The 17,668-nt window shown below is 44.4% G+C and carries 14 protein-coding genes; 5 read left to right on the plus strand and 9 right to left on the minus strand.

What is annotated here, in order from left to right:
- Positions 1-72: 72 nt before the first annotated feature.
- The 6 genes from hypF to hyaA are packed head-to-tail and all read right to left on the minus strand — an operon-like array spanning position 73 to position 8,302.
- On the minus strand, positions 73-2,451 hold the full coding sequence (gene hypF / locus L2755_RS01035; protein ID WP_248978886.1) for a carbamoyltransferase HypF: 2,379 nt from the start codon (positions 2,449-2,451) through the stop codon (positions 73-75).
- On the minus strand, positions 2,451-4,223 hold the full coding sequence (locus L2755_RS01040) for a Kae1-like domain-containing protein (protein WP_248978887.1): 1,773 nt from the start codon (positions 4,221-4,223) through the stop codon (positions 2,451-2,453). Before L2755_RS01040 ends, hypF begins: the two co-directional genes overlap by 1 nt.
- Positions 4,210-4,767, minus strand: a complete 558-nt coding sequence (locus tag L2755_RS01045) for a HyaD/HybD family hydrogenase maturation endopeptidase (RefSeq protein WP_248978888.1) — start codon at positions 4,765-4,767, stop codon at positions 4,210-4,212. The genes L2755_RS01040 and L2755_RS01045 overlap by 14 nt, the downstream gene beginning before the upstream one ends.
- Before the next feature lie 9 nt (positions 4,768-4,776).
- Positions 4,777-5,445: a Ni/Fe-hydrogenase, b-type cytochrome subunit gene (gene cybH, locus L2755_RS01050; RefSeq protein ID WP_248978889.1), complete on the minus strand. Its 669-nt coding sequence runs from the start codon at positions 5,443-5,445 to the stop codon at positions 4,777-4,779.
- A 14-nt stretch (positions 5,446-5,459) separates the two neighbouring features.
- Complete coding sequence (hyaB, locus tag L2755_RS01055; RefSeq protein WP_248978890.1) at positions 5,460-7,163, minus strand: nickel-dependent hydrogenase large subunit; 1,704 nt, start codon at positions 7,161-7,163, stop codon at positions 5,460-5,462.
- Positions 7,164-7,165: 2 nt separating this feature from the next.
- Complete coding sequence (hyaA, locus tag L2755_RS01060; RefSeq protein ID WP_248978891.1) at positions 7,166-8,302, minus strand: nickel-dependent hydrogenase small subunit; 1,137 nt, start codon at positions 8,300-8,302, stop codon at positions 7,166-7,168.
- A 359-nt stretch (positions 8,303-8,661) separates the two neighbouring features.
- On the opposite strand from hyaA, the gene L2755_RS01065 reads away from it, so the two are divergent.
- The gene (locus L2755_RS01065) at positions 8,662-8,961 is read left to right on the plus strand and encodes a hypothetical protein (RefSeq protein ID WP_248978892.1); all 300 of its coding nucleotides are present in this window, start codon (positions 8,662-8,664) and stop codon (positions 8,959-8,961) included.
- Positions 8,962-9,123: 162 nt separating this feature from the next.
- Here L2755_RS01065 and asnS read toward each other — a convergent pair whose 3' ends face one another.
- The gene (gene asnS, locus L2755_RS01070) at positions 9,124-10,524 is read right to left on the minus strand and encodes an asparagine--tRNA ligase (RefSeq protein WP_248978893.1); all 1,401 of its coding nucleotides are present in this window, start codon (positions 10,522-10,524) and stop codon (positions 9,124-9,126) included.
- 149 nt (positions 10,525-10,673) lie between these two features.
- Between asnS and L2755_RS01075 the strand changes: the two genes are divergently transcribed.
- Complete coding sequence (locus L2755_RS01075; protein WP_248978894.1) at positions 10,674-11,009, plus strand: hypothetical protein; 336 nt, start codon at positions 10,674-10,676, stop codon at positions 11,007-11,009.
- Between the two features lie 11 nt (positions 11,010-11,020).
- Here the strand turns inward: L2755_RS01075 and L2755_RS01080 are convergent, their stop codons facing one another.
- A complete protein-coding gene (locus L2755_RS01080; RefSeq protein ID WP_248978895.1) occupies positions 11,021-11,617 on the minus strand; it encodes a CoA pyrophosphatase in 597 nt (198 codons plus the stop codon).
- Between the two features lie 4 nt (positions 11,618-11,621).
- Positions 11,622-13,163: an aminodeoxychorismate synthase component I gene (pabB, locus tag L2755_RS01085; RefSeq protein WP_248978896.1), complete on the minus strand. Its 1,542-nt coding sequence runs from the start codon at positions 13,161-13,163 to the stop codon at positions 11,622-11,624.
- Between the two features lie 178 nt (positions 13,164-13,341).
- Here pabB and L2755_RS01090 point away from each other — a divergent pair, with 178 nt between their 5' ends.
- The 3 genes from L2755_RS01090 (at position 13,342) to L2755_RS01100 (ending at position 17,648) form a co-directional block, all read left to right on the plus strand.
- Complete coding sequence (locus L2755_RS01090) at positions 13,342-14,859, plus strand: fumarate hydratase (RefSeq protein ID WP_248978897.1); 1,518 nt, start codon at positions 13,342-13,344, stop codon at positions 14,857-14,859.
- Between the two features lie 215 nt (positions 14,860-15,074).
- Positions 15,075-17,126, plus strand: a complete 2,052-nt coding sequence (locus L2755_RS01095; RefSeq protein ID WP_248978898.1) for a dipeptidyl-peptidase 5 — start codon at positions 15,075-15,077, stop codon at positions 17,124-17,126.
- A gap of 204 nt (positions 17,127-17,330) precedes the next feature.
- Positions 17,331-17,648: an antibiotic biosynthesis monooxygenase family protein gene (locus tag L2755_RS01100; protein ID WP_248978899.1), complete on the plus strand. Its 318-nt coding sequence runs from the start codon at positions 17,331-17,333 to the stop codon at positions 17,646-17,648.
- The last annotated feature ends 20 nt before the right edge of the window (positions 17,649-17,668 follow it).

The raw sequence follows: 17,668 nt of genomic DNA on the forward strand, positions 1-17,668 counted from the left end.
TCTGCCACCTTTTATCGCGCAGCATTGATGTAAATCAGCTTTAGCTTTGTCGGAAGGTGATGCGGCTCACGTTTACTTTGGGTTTTCGCCAGTGCTATCAGAGCTGTTGTCTATTGTGTTGTGAATGGCATGCCAAGTTTGGCCTAAAGCGATACCTGCATCATTAATGGGTACCAGACCACTTGGCATGAGTTTATTTCCTTGTCTTTGCAGTTGACTTTCGCAGCGTTCTGACAGGTAACGATTTTGAAATACGCCGCCTGTTAATACGATGGGCAGCTGTGGATACTGTAAAGCGACTTCGCAGACCATGTTTGCAATGGCGTCCATAAACGCCTTTGCAATGGATGCGATTCGGTCTTGAGTTAGCGGTTGGCTAGAGACTGCATTGAGGACCTGTTCGACAAGCTCTGCTGGATCCCATTGATTGTCGTTTGATAATGGCATTTCGAAACTAATGTTTTTACCATCAGTCGCGTCATTTGAATTATCAGTATTTTCGAATGCAGTAGGCCGTTCAGCGTTGTTTGCAACAGATTCGAGTAAGATCCCAGCTTGTCCTTCGTATAGCACCTTATCAATAAGGTTAAGCAGTACCGCAACGACGTCAAATAGACGCCCGATAGAGCTGGTCATGTTTATAGCGGATGTCTTCTGCCACACCTTATCTAAATTAATTAATGCTATGGCGGATAAATTTTGTATTGCAGGGATGTTTAATTGCACTATTTGTTGCAGTGAATATTTTTCAAGCAGTATTGATAGCAGTAATCTTACCGGTTGCTTAATGGCTTGTTCACCGCCGATCAGCTTGAAAGGCTTTAAGTGAGCAATACGCTGATAGTTATGCACGTCAGCGAGGAGTACTTCTCCACCCCATAGAGTGTTATCGGCGCCGAGTCCCGTTCCATCAAACGCAAACGCTAATACCTGGGCTGTTGTTTTGTTTTCAGCAAGCACACTTAACACGTGGGCATAATGGTGCTGAACAGATCTTTTTTCAACGTCAACTAGGGTCTCCGCCCAACTGCTAGTGAAATAGTCGGGGTGCAAGTCATGCACTAACTGCTTCGCTTCAAAATGATATAAACGAGAGAACGTATTCAGAGTGTCATGAAAATAGCTTTCAGCCTCGATAGAGACAAGATCGCCAATATGCGGACTAATAAACAAATTATGCCCAAAGCCAAAGCAGACGGTATTTTTTTGCTGTGCACCTAACCCTAAAGTCGCTGAGGTGATCTGTTTTGGGCTGTAAATAGACAGCGGCGCATAACCACGTGCAAGTCTAAGGACTTGTAGCCTTTCGCCTATATGCTGCACCACACTGTCATCACAACCATTTAAAATTGGCCGGTCGTGATCCAGAATGTAGTCAACCACATGGCCCAGCTTTAGGGCGATGTCGGCGCTATCAGTAATGATGGGTTCGCCGGTTAGATTGGCGCTAGTCATCACCAGTGGTGAGTCGATGTGTTGTAGCAATAGCTGATGTAAAGGCGTATAGGGTAAAAACACGCCGAGCCTGTCGATATCGGGGGCCACCAGCGAGCTTATATTCAGCTTTGGCTGGGATTTTTTCCTCATCACCACAATAGGGCGTTCATTGCCACACAAGGTCAGCCATTCAGCCTCATTTCCTTGGACTAGCTGTTTAGCGACTTGAATATTTTTCACCATTATTGCTAACGGCTTTGCGGGGCGGTGTTTTCGAGCTCGCAGTGTCTCGACGCTATGATGATTGCTTGCATCACAAACGAGATGGAATCCGCCGAGTCCTTTTATCGCAACAATCATGCCCTTTCTTAGCGCATTAACAGCTTGCGCTAGCGGATCAAGCTGAATGTTGTTTAGGCTTAAGTCAGGATTTTTAAAGCTAAGGCTTGGGCCGCAGTCGGGGCAACTGACGGGTTGAGCATGATAGCGCCTGTTTAACGGATCGAGGTACTCTTTTTGGCAGCTCTCGCACATTGAGAAATCTGCCATAGAGGTGTTTTTACGATCGTAAGGCAATGCATTGATGATTGAGTATCGTGGGCCACAATTAGTACAGTTGGTGAACGGGTATTGAAAATATCGACTTAATGGATCGTTTATATCCGCAATACAGTCAATACAAGTGCACTTATCAGCAGACACAGCGACGACAGCGTCAGTGTTGCTTTCGCTATGGATAATACTAAAGTGTTGCTCGTCTTCAATTGTTGGTTTAGCAACGATGGTGAGGTTATCTATCCGAGCGAGAGGGGGCGGCTCTTGGGCTAACCTTAGTGTAAATTGATTAATGACATCGGTGCTAGCTTGAGCCTCAATGGTTACACCTTCGCCATTATTGAGCACGCTGCCACTGAGGTTTAGCTCATGGGCTAATCGGTAGACAAAGGGGCGAAAACCGACACCTTGAACGATGCCGGATATCTTGATACAAACACGTTGAGTAGATTGTGGCATTAATGTCTACGCTGCTTTAGAAACAACGAGCCTACAGCGATATTGAGACCTTCTAAGTCCATCTGTAGATTTGGGTTAAGGGTAAAATTCTTGCCTAATCGTAATGAGATCCTTTTTCCCAAGAGCTCATTGCTAAATGTACTCCCTGCCAATGCAACTGATTTAATAGTGATGTTTTGATCTAAATGCTCAATCCAGTTGCAGATAAAATCGGCGAGCGAATCGTGCATGCCAAACGCAAGTTTTTCAATATTGCCATCTTCAGCCAATCTAAAGCTGATAATGCTGCCAAGGGTTTTGCACCAGTTTAAACTCCTAAAAGCTTCACCCCGAGTAAGGGGAAAGTCGACTCTAGGTGCATTACTGCCTTTGTGGCGCATCGCATTGGCGATAACAAAGTCATTAAGCTGTACCTTATTGCTGCTAATATTTTTATCTGCCGTGGTGGCGCCAAGTATGATTGCCGCGATTGCCCATAGAGATTGAACATTATTTGTCGGTCCGCTAAGCTTTAACTCTAGTAACGCTAGATAATCTTCAGGGTACTTGAGTTTAAATTTATCGAATAGATTCTTTTGTGGAGACGAATCGATTTGATGAACAATGTCATAACCATTATCAGGTAACGTGGGGAACTCAAAAAACAGTTCTAGTTTTTGTTTAGAATCCATGGTCACGATACGACTTTTATTGCTATCACTTAAATAGAGTACTGCACAATTTTTTGCTTTCTTTACCCCGAGGTTTGCAGCATGGAGGGCACAGGTTGCGGCTTCATGCAGTTGCTGAACCGGTGCTAACTCAGTATTTTTAGAATTTGCTAGGGATAGCGCACTGACTTCAATATGGTCTTTAACCCAATGCACATCGTATTGTCCAAGTTGCGCATCGTCGTGCAACGGCGCCTTATCTGACGGATAGATTAGTGTAGTATTGTTATGCCCTGTTTCTTGTAGCGGAACCCATTGCGCGTTCACTAAAGCGAGTTGCGGGTTGTCGGTGTGATTGATATAGATCCAATCGACACCACGCTGACGCAGGAGCTCGCAAATCACCATCAGTAAGCGAGAATTAGCGAAACACAGTGAATAGAGAGGTTCAGTCAGTCTAGGGTGGTTATCAATGGCTCGGCTACAAATTAGTGGCTTTTCGATACTCGACAATGCAAGGACTTGCTGATCTGACACCACAAAGTGGGCATTAAGGTTATTCGGGTTACAGATCACCAGTTTTTGTCGTTCACTGCCTCCCATGGCATTATTGGGTTTATAACTCAGTTGTATTGCCTGTTTACCCTCGATAGTGGGTAGGTCGACATAGCCCTTACTTTCAAGATTATCGACCAGCTGTTTAACCTCATTTAAGCCAAGCGCCTGATGTTGTTTATTAAGGCGCTTTTCTGCTTGGCAGCATGGGCAGACATAGTCTAATTGGCCAAAATGTCTGGCTTGATTATCACCAAACTGAGGTTGGCAGTGTTGGCAATACTCTTGTACTAGTGGCGTATGCTGTAAAAGTTTGTTGTTGCCAATAGGAGTTACAATAAGTGAGATATTAGGTTTTATTAACCATGATGAGATCAAAAAATCTTCAGCTATGGCATCGGCAAGTTGCTCTAGTGCGGGTTGCTCACCTTTGGCTTCAATAAAGTAATTATTGCCTGTTTGTCCGATAGTGACATCGTATTGGTCGTTTAATAAGTATTGGTTGCAGAGGTGGCCATAGAAGGGCACCTCACGCTGACAGTCAAATTCAAATCTAATATTCTTCATCTGATATTAAGCCACGTTTGTAAGAGTCAGGAATGAGTGCATTGATATCGATGTTTGCTAAACGGGAGTGAGAGAAACCTAATTGTTCAAAGTGGTTGAATAACGTGCGCTCCATTAAAGGCACAGCGGCTTGAATTTGTGGCGTAAGGCCAAGAGTCATAGGTTCAAGCACGGTTGGAGTAACACCGAGAACAAAGGTTTTTGGTCTATCACCGACCATTTCCATCATGATTAAGGTTTGTAGCATTTCTACTTCGTGAGCACTGCCTTGCCAATCAATTTCTGGCGGTGCTTTATCGAAATCAAAGAAGTAAACCTCGCCAGGTTCAACTCCGTTGGCATTAACCGTATCAACAACAATTAAATAGTCATACTGACATAAAGTAGGGATTAGGCCTTGGGCCAAAGTGCCACCATCGAGTAGATCAAGCTGATGCTCAGGATGGTGGAAATCGAAGTTTTCTTGGATGTAATTGACGAAATGTACGCCGATACCTTCATCGGCGTACAGGACATTGCCAATACCAAGTAGCAATATCTTCATGTTTTCCTTTTATTTTTTCTTATGATAGTCGTAACCAGAGACAATCGAGTCAACAGAGTTATGCTTAAAGCGGATCCCACTCCAAACAGCCATATACACATGGATGACCACAAAGATGATAAACACCCATGTTAAGTAGTGATGCCATATTCTGACCGGTGCAAGACCGCCCATCATCATGGTGACCCAGTTTGCGACGCCGCTAAGTGCTCCACCTAATCCTTGATGATACACATTGGCATATAACACTAAGCCAGTAACGCAGATCAGAAAGGCAACGAGAGAAATTGCAAGGTAAGTCACAAATTGTAGTGGCCCGTAGACGCCTGCTTTATCTAAATGTCCCATCCATAGGTAAGACTTGAGTTGTGTTATCCAACTCTTAGGGTTTAGTACGTCTTTAAACGAACGTCTTTCGTTGTCACTTTTACCAAAAAAGAACAGATACGCTCGGACCAAAGTAATGGCTACCAGAAGAAAACCAAATACTTGATGACCTCCTCGAATAAAACCTTGTACCAATACATCTGAGTTCTCAGGTGCCACTAAAAATGGCCAGGAGATATAAAACCCGGTAATGACAAGGACCAGGATGGCTAAAGCTCTTAACCAGTGAAATATCCTTGTCGCTGCACCAAAAACAAGTTCTCTTTGGTGGGTTGCAGATTGATTTGCCATGCTAACCCCCTTAACTAAAATCCGTTGGGATCGATTTTAAACTCACCCAGATTGGTTCCTTTGAAATCCATGACGTGAACAGCACATGCCATGCAAGGGTCAAAAGAGTGAATTATACGAATAACTTCTAATGGTTTAGTTGGATCTTCAAGCTTAAGACCAATAAGGGATGCCTCATAAGGCCCCATATTGCCTGCGGCATCGACAGGTCCTGCATTCCACGTTGTCGGTACCACTGCTTGATAGTTCTCTACCTTGCCACCCTTAATACGGATCCAATGGCTTAGCATGCCTCGTGGCGCTTCAATCATTGAATGACCGACATACTCTTTATTGGGATCAATTTCAGGCTTGGTATAAGTAGACTCATCTGACTGTAAATTAGTGAGTAATGCATCAAAGGTTTTAAGGCCCTCTTCTGCGACAATCACTGTCTGCAGCATACGAGCAGCTGTTCTACCTAAAGTGGTAAATAGCGCTTCAATAGGTAGACCCGTTGCACTAAGCAGTCCATTTACAGCGTCAACGACGACTTGATTACCGCGAGCGTAGCTCACCAATAAGCAGGCTAGAGGCCCAACTTCAACAGGCTCACCTTGGTAGCGAGGTGATTTAACCCAGCTGTATTTGCCGTCACCATCAACTGTTGGCAGCTTGCCGTAGACGGTGTCTCTTTCTACAAAACCAGTGTAATCCGGTATGGTAGTGCCATCAAAAGGGTGTTGTGGACCATCCGCTTTGTACCAAGCATGAGTCACATCTTCTTTGATCCAATCTGGATTTAAATCGCTCACCCCAGCTAAATCGCCATTCATGATCACGCCTTGGTTGAACATGTACTGTCCATCACCGAGTAAGAAATCTTCTGTGGCTAAGAAGTTTTTCACGTTAACGCCGCCGAGTACGCTTGGCTCCGTGCCAAATGCTTCGGCTGCCATCACGATGTCGGCCTTATAAGCGCGGATGATAAAGTCATTTACGATGGCGTGTTTTTGTTTCCACTCTTGCAATCTAGCAGGGCTCAACATGTCACGTACTGAGGTTACACCACCCACAACAATCGACTGTGGGTGCGGTGACTTACCCCCGAAGATAGCAAGCATTTCTGCAGCAACGCGTTGCACTTCAAGTGCTTTAAGGTAATGAGATAGCGCAATAAGGTTTTGCTCAGGAGTAAACTTGTAAGTGCCATTGCCCCAATATGCATTAGCAAATGGACCTAGCTTACCTGTCTCCACTAAACCTTTAACACGCTCTTGTACCGCTCTTAAGTCACCCTCACCAGCACTAATAGGCTTATCAGTGTATTTAAGCGCGACTTGAGCTGCTAGTGCGGGATCTGCACTTAACGCGGATACTACATCAACCCAATCTAAGCCGTGAAGATGGTAAAAATGCACAATATGATCATGCATATAAAGCGAGGTTTGCATCAAGCTACGTAGATACTTAGCATTTAGCGGAATTTTAACGCCCAAAGCATTCTCTACCGCTTCTGTACCACAGCGGTAATGAGAGTAGGTACAAACACCACAAATACGCTGTACAATCAAGCCGACATCCATAGGTGTACGGCCTTTAAGAATGACTTCAATGCCGCGCCAAAGGGTAGAAGATGACCATGCTTTTTGAATCACATTATTTTCGTCAACTTCGACCTCTACTCGTAGATGGCCTTCAATACGAGTGATAGGATCGATTACTACACGTTTACTCATGATTATTCCTCTTCAGATTTGGCAAAGACACTCGCCACTGCATGTGCACCAATACCGACAGCGGTTGCACCTAAAATTACCGTACCTATGGTATCGGTGGTGGCGTCCAATCCGTGTAGTAGCTGTCTACCTAATGGTTTTTCAAAATCAGCCATATCGTCCCAGAAGTTTGGCTCAGAGCAACCCATACAGCCGTGGCCTGCGAGTACTGGCCAGCTGGTATGGTGATTAAATCGTTCTGTTGGGCAGTTGTTATAGGTATAAGGACCCTTGCAACCGACTTTATATAAGCAGTAACCCTCTTTAGCGCCTTGGTCGCCAAACTCTTCGACGAATTCGCCAGCATCAAAACGTCCGCGTCGTTCACAGTTGTCATGTACTCGTGCGCCATAGGCCCACTTTGGACGGTTAAACATATCAAGCGCAGGAAGTTTGCCGAACATGATGAAATACATCAGTGTGCCAACAATGTTTTTCTCACTTGGCGGACAACCACCTAAGTTTATTACCGGCTTGTCGACAACTTCATATACGCCTTTGGCACCCGTAGGATTCGGTGAAGCAGCTTGTATGCCACCAAATGCGGCACAGGTTCCTACCGAGATAATGGCTGCAGCACCGGCTGCGGCTTGCTTCACGATATGCAAACCAGTATGGCCTTTACAGCCAACGGTAAGGTAGGCACCATTATTGGCTGTCGGAACTGCACCTTCTACCGCAAGTAAATAGTTACCCTTATAGGTCTCTAACGCATGCTCTAAGTTCTCTTCAGCTTGCCAGCCTGATGCGGCCATTAGTGTCTCGTGGTATTCGAGAGAAACGTGGTCAAATATCAGTGAATCTAGGTTAGGGGTATCGGTACGAATAAGTGATTCAGAACACCCGGTACACTCCGCCATATGCAGCCAAATAAGCGGCACGCGATTGGCAAGTTCGGCAGCTTCTGCCACTAACGTGCTGAACGGTAGGGGAAGGGCCAACATTGCAGTAACAGATGCTGTCCACTTCATAAAATCACGACGGCTAATGCCATTCTGTAACATTTTATCTTGCAGCGTTTCACCGTGACGAGGTTTCAAGTGACGCAATTGTTCCATTCGCGCCACACCTTGCTGATAAAGGGCTTCGTGTGTTTCCATGGTTAAACCTTATTATTATTGGTAAGGAGTTTGCTCTACGAAGTTAGTCTAGGCGTCAAAAAGCATCATAATATTGATATGCGTCAAGGTTTATGGGGGTTTGGGAGGTAGGTTAAGAGGAAGATTATATTGGCTTGAGCTAGATCATTTAATTATTGTGGCAAAGGACAAAATGTCTACGCTGTAACGCATGTGTGATGTACATCACTATATGAGTTCGTTTTATTATTAAGGTATCGTTAATTCAGACGACGCTGATAAATGCTTGATTTACACTGTGTTCTACTCATTACACGCTGATAGCGTTAGATTGTTGTAACATCAATAAAGTGTAAATAGTCATATTAAAGGGAATTATTATGGGTGAAAGAATATTTTTAGCGGTTGTCTCAGGATTGGTACTGTCATTTAAGTGGCTTGCACTCGTGTTAGCACCTATGTTCGCGATGGGAATGGTGGCATTAATCATAAGTGATATCAGAGATGAGATAGTTGTGTCTGTTATTGTGAGTTGCTTGAGTTTAGGTTTAGTGATGGGCATTGTGCTAGCTGAGTACATTCGACGTCGCTTTGGTCTCATTAAGTTTGACGGCAAACTCTATGGCCATAGAGAGATTGATGGTCAGCAAGCAATGGCACGCAAAGCGGGCGAATACTGATAACAACTCAACGGTTAACAGTTGCTATAAAATAGACTGATATCGTTAGGTTATCTATTTGAAGAATTATTTAGCTGTTTACAGATACAAAAAAGCCTCTAACTTTCGTTAGAGGCTTTTTTAGTTAAGCTGTCTAAAATTGGCTCTATCTAAGGCGGCTTTTTAGAAGCTAGCGGACTTAGGTGCTCTTGGGAATGGAATGACGTCACGAATGTTAGATACGCCAGTTACATAAGAGACTAAACGCTCAAAACCTAATCCAAAACCAGCGTGAGGGACTGTGCCATAACGACGCAGATCACGATACCACCAGTAATCTTCTTGGCTTAATTCCATCTCAGCAAGACGAGCATCAAGAACGTCTAAACGCTCTTCACGCTGAGCTCCACCGATGATCTCACCAATACCTGGTGCTAATACATCCATAGCAGCAACGGTTTTACCATCGTCATTCAAACGCATATAGAATGCTTTGATATCTTTTGGATAGTTTTTAACAACAACAGGTGCTTTAAAGTGTTCTTCAGCTAGGTAGCGTTCGTGCTCTGAATGCAGATCGATTCCCCACTCAACGTCATACTCAAACTTTTTATCACAAGCTTTAAGAATTTCGATTGCATCAGTGTAATCAATTTGAGCAAAATCACTGCTTACAAAGGCTTCTAAACGCTCGATAGCGGTTTTTTCTACACGTTGTGCAAAGAACTCAAGATCATCTCTTCGCTCAGCCAATACTGCTTTAAAGCAGTATTTCAACATATCTTCAGCCAGTTTTGCAGCATCATCTAGATCGGCAAACGCAATTTCGGGTTCAACCATCCAAAATTCAGCAAGGTGACGACTCGTATTTGAGTTTTCAGCGCGGAAGGTTGGACCAAAGGTATAAACCTTAGAAAGTGCACAGGCATAAGTTTCAGCATTCAACTGACCAGATACGGTTAAGAATGATTCCTTACCGAAAAAGTCTTCGCTGTAATCAACTGCGCCTTTATCATCACGAGGCAGGTTTTCGAGATCCAGTGTCGATACGCGGAACATCTCACCAGCACCTTCGGCGTCTGAAGCGGTAATGAGGGGAGTCGAAACCCAAATATAACCTTGCTCGTTATAAAAGCGGTGAATCGCTTGGGATAAACAGTTACGCACACGCGCCACTGCACCAATGATATTGGTACGCGGACGTAAATGGGCTAATTCACGGAGATGCTCAATAGAGTGACGTTTAGCTGCCATAGGGTAAGTGTCTGGATCTTCAACCCAGCCAGCAACCTCAACGTTGGTCACTTGCATTTCGTAGGCTTGGCCCTTACCTGGAGATTCAACAACCTCACCCGTCATAATGACAGAACAACCCGCAGTAAGCTTTAACACTTCGTTGTCGTAATTCTCTAAATTATTCGGTACTACGCCTTGAATAGGGTCAAAACATGAACCGTCATAAATAGCGAGGAATGAGATCCCAGCTTTAGAATCGCGGCGGGATCTAACCCAGCCACGTACTGTGATTTGCGAACCAATCGCAAATTCACCTTTAAACACAGAAGCGACAGATGTAATGCTCATTGTTGCTTAGTTCTCCAACGAAACGTTTGAATAAAAATTTGGGGGTTTATATTACCTTGATACAAGCATTTCTCAAGTGGAAAGTAAGGTAAGTTGGTCTGGATCTTGGTATTGTTTCAAAAAGATGGCTAAAACTAAGGATGGTATCGATGAAAAGGCTCAGAGCATTCCAATATTTGCTAACAACGTTGTCAGTCATAGGGTGGTCATTAGCGGTTTATGCATTGATGCTGTTCGATCAAGCGAGACCCGATACCGCTGTGGGTTATCTTAAAAGTAAGGGTGCTGAAATTCAGCTTGAGTGGGATCCCGTGCAAACAGTATTGCTTGCTGATATCGTTTGGTGGTGTGCATTAGTGAGCTTTATAAACTTAGGTTTTAACTATTATATTGCCAAACACAGTCGTCTTGGCTGGTGGATTAACATTCCTCTGCTATTTCTATGCTCTTTATCAGCGGGGCTGTATATACGTTATGTGGTTTGAGGCTGGACTCATTAAGCATCGCGCTGAGTGATAAGCCGACACAGTTGATCAATCATTGCCGCGGTGGCGCCCCAAATAAAGTAGGACTTGTAGGGGATAAAGTGAACCGGGTATTCAATTCCATTACGACTAAAATACTGCGTATGTCTATTATCTTTATCCAATAGAAATGATAGCGGGATGGTAAAAAGCTCATCTACCTCGCCAGGATCGATAATCGGGGTAAAAGGTTGCTTAACGATACTGACCACTGGAGTGATATCAAAACCGGTAAACGTCTTATGATCGTGCAATATACCAAGCACATCAACATTGCTAGTCAATAAACCAATCTCTTCTTGCGCTTCACGCAGGGCTGTTGCTTCAAGGTTGATATCAAACTCTTCAACCTTGCCCCCTGGGAAACTGATTTGCCCAGGGTGCGAACGTAGATGAGTCGGCCGACGGGTAAGTAAAAGCTCGAGTTCGCCGTTATTAAGACTCAGCGCAATCAGCACCGCAGCTTTTCGCAAAGGTTTAGATAGATCAAATTGATGGGATGCGGGTAAATGATGCGGCTGATGCAACGAGTGGAGATTAAATTTAAGCCTAAACTCCACTAAATCCATATCATTAAGCCTCTTGATTAACGCGGGATAGCACCGGTAAAATTTTACTCACCTTATCAAACGTTTCTTGATACTCAGCATCAACCTTAGAGTCAGCAACGATTCCGCCTCCCGCCCAGCAATACAGCACGTTAGTCTGTTTTGAATCGAACGGACTATTATGCTTTTGCGCGACTAGGGTACGAATAGTGATACTGGTATCCATATTGCCGTTTTGGCTAATATAACCAATAGATCCACAGTAAAGACTTCTTCGTGATGGTTCAAGCTCTTCAATGATGGCCATCGCACGGATTTTTGGTGCTCCAGTGATGGACCCACCGGGAAAGCAGGCTTTCAAAAGATCGCTAGCGTCTAACGTTGGTTTTAACGTAGCCGTTACAGTACTCACCAGATGATGCACTGCAGGAAAGCTTTCTATATCAAAAAGTGTCGGCACACTGACCGAGCCAGCGGTGGCAACCTTACCTATATCATTCCTCAACAAGTCGACAATCATTAGATTTTCAGCGCGATCCTTTTCAGATGTGGCTAATAGCGAAGCCATCTGTTCATCTATGCGTGGATCACTATCTCTAGGCATGGTGCCTTTTATTGGCTTGGTCTGTATTTGATCCGCTTGTAAAGAGACAAACCGTTCCGGTGATATTGATAATACAGCGTGCTGAGGGAGCCTAATAAAGGCAGAAAATGGCGCTGCATTACTCTCTCTTAGCGCTAAGTAGGCTTGCCATTCATCGCCTTCATACTGGCTACTAAATCGTTGTGTTAGGTTTATCTGGTAGCAATCGCCGTTCTGGAGGTACTGCTGTATTCGACTGAATTTGTCGCTGTAGGCGGCGGCATCGGTTTGATTTTGCCAACCGCTGGTTAATCTAAAAGGTTTTTTGCTAGCATACTTTAACGCATTAGCCCTAGTTGCAAGATTTTCTGATGGTTCGAGATTTGATTGTATACTCTTTGACTCGGAAATTAGCGAATCAAGCGCCGCTTTTGTTTTCTCTAAATCATACTGGCTTTGATAATGCACCAGCGTCCATACCTGCAACTGATAATCAAACACCAGCGCCCAATCATATAGCCCTACATTCATCACTGGCAGTGAAATATCGTCTTTTGCGATAACCGGCAGTTTTTCGATGTTACGCGCTAAATCATAACTAAAACAGCCCATAGCTCCCCCCGAAAAGGGTAACGAGCTGTCCTTGAGAATGGGGAAGAGTTCAGACAAGGTCCGTTTTAACAGACTAAAAGGATCCTCCGTGTATTGCTCAATGTAATGGCATGATGATAGTTGGTTGCTTGCAAGCGAGAATAACGGTTCTCTATTGGTTGTTTTTGTTATTTGAGTTGAGCTTTCACTGCTGACCAATGTCGCAATTGGACTTACGCAGATCACATCGCACTTTGCATCAACATGATCGGCATCCGCAGAATCGAGTAAAATGGCCCAAGGGGAATCAGAAAATAGGCCAAAAAGTGTTTTAGTGTCTAAATTCCAATCAAGACGCATCGAAAATACGGATTTAGGCGCCGATTTGTTCATCTATTAACCCTATCTAAAATGTGATGTTTAACTCAAAGTCGCGAAAGAGTATCATATTGCTAACACAAGTTATAAAAACAAAACACACAAGCCGATAAGGCTGCTGGAGCGTACATCTCAGTCTTTTAATGGGATGTATCAGTCATTAAAATAAGTGTCTGTTAAAAAGGAAGTGTCTGTGAGCAAAATACCTGTAATCAAGCAAGCCGATTTAATCGAAAGCGTTGCTGATGCCCTGCAATATATCTCCTATTATCACCCAAAAGATTTCGTCGACTCAATGGCTGATGCCTATGAGCGTGAAGAAAGTGCCGCTGCAAAAGATGCGATAGCACAGATCTTGATCAATTCACGCATGTCAGCCGAAGGAAAACGTCCTCTTTGCCAAGATACAGGTATCGTGACCAGTTTCGTTAAAATTGGTATGGGCGTGCAGTGGGATAAAACCGATATGACGGTTCAAGAGATGGTAGATGAAGGCGTACGCCGCGCTTACACCAATCCTGATAACCCTCTTCGAGCCTCTATTGTTGCCGATCCTGCTGGTGGCCGTAAGAATACCAAAGACAATACGCCATCTGTAGTGCACGTCGAAATGGTGCCGGGCAATCATATCGATGTGGCAATCGCAGCTAAAGGCGGTGGCTCTGAAAACAAATCCAAGATGGTGATGCTTAATCCATCAGATGACATTGCCGCCTGGGTTGAAAAAACATTGCCGACAATGGGCGCCGGTTGGTGTCCTCCTGGAATGCTCGGCATTGGTATAGGTGGTACCGCTGAGAAAGCCGCAGTGATGGCGAAAGAATCGTTAATGGATCCGGTCGATATTCATGAGTTACAAGCGCGCGGCGCTGAAACGACTGAGGAAAAACTGCGTTTAGAGATTTTTGAACGTGCTAATAAATTAGGTATTGGCGCTCAAGGGCTCGGCGGCGTTACCACTGTATTGGATGTTAAGATCAAATCTGCCCCGACACACGCCGCATCTAAGCCTGTAGTGATGATCCCCAACTGCGCCGCAACTCGTCACGTACACTTTCATTTAGATGGCAGTGGCCCGGCTGAACTCACACCACCATCGCTTGACGACTGGCCAAAAATCACTTGGGAAGTGGGCGAGAACGTGCGCCGCGTAAATCTGGATACCCTTACCCAAGCAGAGATGGAGCAGTGGCAGAGCGGTGATACCGTGTTACTCAGCGGCAAGATGTTGACTGGACGAGATGCGGCTCATAAGCGCATTCAAACTTTAATTGAAAGTGGTGAAGGCTTACCTGAAGGCGTCGACTTTAAGGGCAAGTTTATCTACTACGTCGGTCCAGTTGATCCAGTGGGTGATGAAGTTGTAGGTCCTGCGGGGCCGACGACGGCCACCCGCATGGATAAGTTTACCGATCTGATGTTAGATAAAACAGGCCTGATGGGCATGATCGGTAAAGCGGAGCGTGGACCGGCTACGGTTGCATCCATTAAGAAGCATAAGTCTTGCTATCTAATGGCGGTTGGCGGCGCTGCGTACTTGGTGTCTAAAGCGATTAAAAAGTCTCGAGTCGTCGCTTTTGAAGACTTAGGAATGGAAGCTATCTATGAATTTGATGTAAAAGATATGCCAGTAACCGTTGCCGTTGATTCCGAGGGGGTTAATGCCCACGATACTGGACCTGCTATCTGGAAAGTAAAGTTAAACGGATAGTCATTAACCGGTATTAATCAATTGTCGTTATAGGGTTAACGTATCGCTAACCCAGCTGTTGATGATATCGTTTGCTAAGTCACCGTCACCCTTTGAATGGCTTAAACGTATTGCTTAAGCCATTTAATTTGGATAATGTGCTGTATTCGCTTCAGTGATTATTTTGTCGCCCATCGTGGTAACACACCTTTAAACATAACAATAAGACTAAAACGATGAAAAAAACTGCAATCATTATGGCGTTAGCCTCTGTTGGCGCTGCTTTTAGCGTTCAAGCTGCATCTCCCACGCCTTTTACCGTTCAACAACTCGTTAAAATTAATAAACTCCATTCGGCTGTATTATCCAATGATGGCACTAAAGTGGTCTATGCTGTCAAAAATGTTGATACCAATGGAAAGGGCAGTTCAGACCTTTATATTCAAGATGTAAACTCAAGCACAGCCAATGCAAAACAGCTCACACAGTTTGCAGGGACAGAGCACAGCGTGGCATTTGGCCCAAATGACAACAGCATCTATTTTATTGCCGCGCGCGATGGTTCAAGCCAAATTTACCAACTGCCTTTAGAGGGTGGTGAAGCGAAGCAAGTCTCAGATTTTCCACTCGACGTTGAAGGCTTTAAGCTTGCAAATGACGGTACTCAAGTCGTGGTCAACATGCGTGTTTTCCCTGACTGCACAGACTTAGCATGCTCAAAAGATAAATTTGATGCAGAAGCTGCGCGTACATCAACAGGCCGCGAGTATAAACAGTTGATGGTGAGACATTGGGATACCTGGAATGACCATTCTAGAAGCCACCTATTTGTCGCACAGCTTAATGGAAAGACAGTCACTACGGCAGTTGATGTTACTGCTGGCCTTGATACTGAAACACCACCCAAGCCGTTCTCAGGAATGGAAGAGGTGACTTTCACACCTGATGGTAAGTTTGTCGTTTATAGCGCTAAAGCACCTAGTAAAGACCAAGCTTGGACGACAAACTATGATTTGTGGCAGGTGAGCGTGGATGGCGGTGATGTCAAAAACTTAACGGAGTCCAATAAAGCGTGGGATGCTCATCCAATATTTTCTGCCGATGGACGTTATTTGGCATATTTAGCCATGACAAAAGCGGGCTTTGAGGCTGATCGTTATCGCATCATGTTACGCGATACCGTCACCGGCCAAGAAAAAGAAATTGCGCCGCTGTGGGATCGTAGCCCAAGTTCATTGGCATTTGGTAAAGACAACAAAACACTTTACGTGACAGCGCAAGATATTGGCCAAGTGTCTATCTTCGAAGTGAACACCCAATTTGGCGATATTAAAACGATTTATAACGAAGGTAGTAACAGTGTCGTTGGCATCAGTGCTGACAAGATAGTCTTTAGTCATAAATCACTTGTAGAACCAGGCGATCTTTACTCTATTAATTTAGATGGCCAAAACCTAAGCCGCTTAACAGAGATAAACAAAGACAAACTCGCTGAAATTAAGTTTGGTGAATATCAACAGTTTAGTTTTAAAGGATGGAATAACGAAGAGGTTTATGGTTACTGGATAAAGCCTTCAAACTATAAAGCCGGCGAACAATACCCAATCGCCTTCTTAGTTCATGGTGGACCACAAGGTTCATTTGGTAACTCGTTTAGTAGTCGTTGGAATGCACAATTATGGGCTGGTGCGGGTTATGGCGTGGTGATGATTGATTTCCACGGTTCGACGGGTTACGGTCAAGCATTTACCGATTCAATCACTCAAGATTGGGGCGGAAAGCCACTAGAAGATCTTCAAAAAGGCCTAGCGGCAGTGACGAAACAGCAAAAGTGGCTCGATGGCGATCGTGCCTGTGCACTTGGTGGTTCTTACGGTGGCTACATGATGAACTGGATCCAAGGTAACTGGAACGATGGTTTCAAGTGTCTGATTAATCATGCCGGTCTGTTTGACATGCGCTCTATGTATTACGTCACTGAAGAGCTTTGGTTCCCAGAGTATGAGTTTGGTGGCACTTATGATGCTAACAAAGCGCTGTACGAGAAGTTTAACCCAGTCAACTACGTTGAGAACTGGCAGACACCTATGATGGTTATCCACGGTGAGAAAGATTTCCGTGTTCCTTATGGTCAAGGACTTGCTGCCTACACCTTTATGCAGCGTAAAGGGATCCCGTCTGAGCTACTCATATACCCGGATGAAAACCACTGGATCTTAAACCCGGATAACTTAGAGCAATGGTACGACAATGTTTTAGGTTGGATGGACCGTTGGACTGAGAAGTAAATTCAATTTAGCAAAGCCAGAACATATGTTCTGGCTTTTTTTTGTCGATTAGTTGCTGTGCCGAGTAAAACGGATAACGGGTTACTCTGAAGCGATTTGGTAGAGCTAAATATTGCAATAGCTAATCAAGTTGGCTTGGTAACAAGCACGAGCAAAGATCTGGCCTATAACACTTATCTGAACTGCTTTTAATAAAGGACCTATATGACAGCATTAGCCGATACACCCAAACCACCCTATTACTGTGTGGTGTTTACTTCGATTTTATCTAATGATACAGAAGGCTACTCTGCCATGGGAGCGCGCATGGTTGAATTAGCGCAAAACCAACCAGGGTTTTTAGGCATAGAATCGGCACGAGAAGAGCTTGGTATTACCGTCTCCTACTGGCAAACACTCGATGCCATTAAGGCGTGGAAACAACATGCTGAACATCAAGCAGCGCAGACGATGGGCAGGGGAAAATGGTACAGCCATTTTGCGTTAAGGATTGCTAAAGTTGAGCGTGATTATCTAATATAAAGCTGTTCCTTTGACAATGT

It is taken from the genome of Shewanella abyssi (assembly GCF_023284025.1).
GTDB lineage: Bacteria > Pseudomonadota > Gammaproteobacteria > Enterobacterales > Shewanellaceae > Shewanella > Shewanella abyssi.

Coding starts and splice junctions, on each gene's coding strand:
- hypF (WP_248978886.1), bottom strand. CDS start 2,451: ATGCCACAATCTACTCAACGTGTTTGTATCAAGATATCCGGCATCGTT.
- L2755_RS01040 (WP_248978887.1), bottom strand. CDS start 4,223: ATGAAGAATATTAGATTTGAATTTGACTGTCAGCGTGAGGTGCCCTTC.
- L2755_RS01045 (WP_248978888.1), bottom strand. CDS start 4,767: ATGAAGATATTGCTACTTGGTATTGGCAATGTCCTGTACGCCGATGAA.
- cybH (WP_248978889.1), bottom strand. CDS start 5,445: ATGGCAAATCAATCTGCAACCCACCAAAGAGAACTTGTTTTTGGTGCA.
- hyaB (WP_248978890.1), bottom strand. CDS start 7,163: ATGAGTAAACGTGTAGTAATCGATCCTATCACTCGTATTGAAGGCCAT.
- hyaA (WP_248978891.1), bottom strand. CDS start 8,302: ATGGAAACACACGAAGCCCTTTATCAGCAAGGTGTGGCGCGAATGGAA.
- L2755_RS01065 (WP_248978892.1), top strand. CDS start 8,662: ATGGGTGAAAGAATATTTTTAGCGGTTGTCTCAGGATTGGTACTGTCA.
- asnS (WP_248978893.1), bottom strand. CDS start 10,524: ATGAGCATTACATCTGTCGCTTCTGTGTTTAAAGGTGAATTTGCGATT.
- L2755_RS01075 (WP_248978894.1), top strand. CDS start 10,674: ATGAAAAGGCTCAGAGCATTCCAATATTTGCTAACAACGTTGTCAGTC.
- L2755_RS01080 (WP_248978895.1), bottom strand. CDS start 11,617: ATGGATTTAGTGGAGTTTAGGCTTAAATTTAATCTCCACTCGTTGCAT.
- pabB (WP_248978896.1), bottom strand. CDS start 13,163: ATGAACAAATCGGCGCCTAAATCCGTATTTTCGATGCGTCTTGATTGG.
- L2755_RS01095 (WP_248978898.1), top strand. CDS start 15,075: ATGAAAAAAACTGCAATCATTATGGCGTTAGCCTCTGTTGGCGCTGCT.
- L2755_RS01100 (WP_248978899.1), top strand. CDS start 17,331: ATGACAGCATTAGCCGATACACCCAAACCACCCTATTACTGTGTGGTG.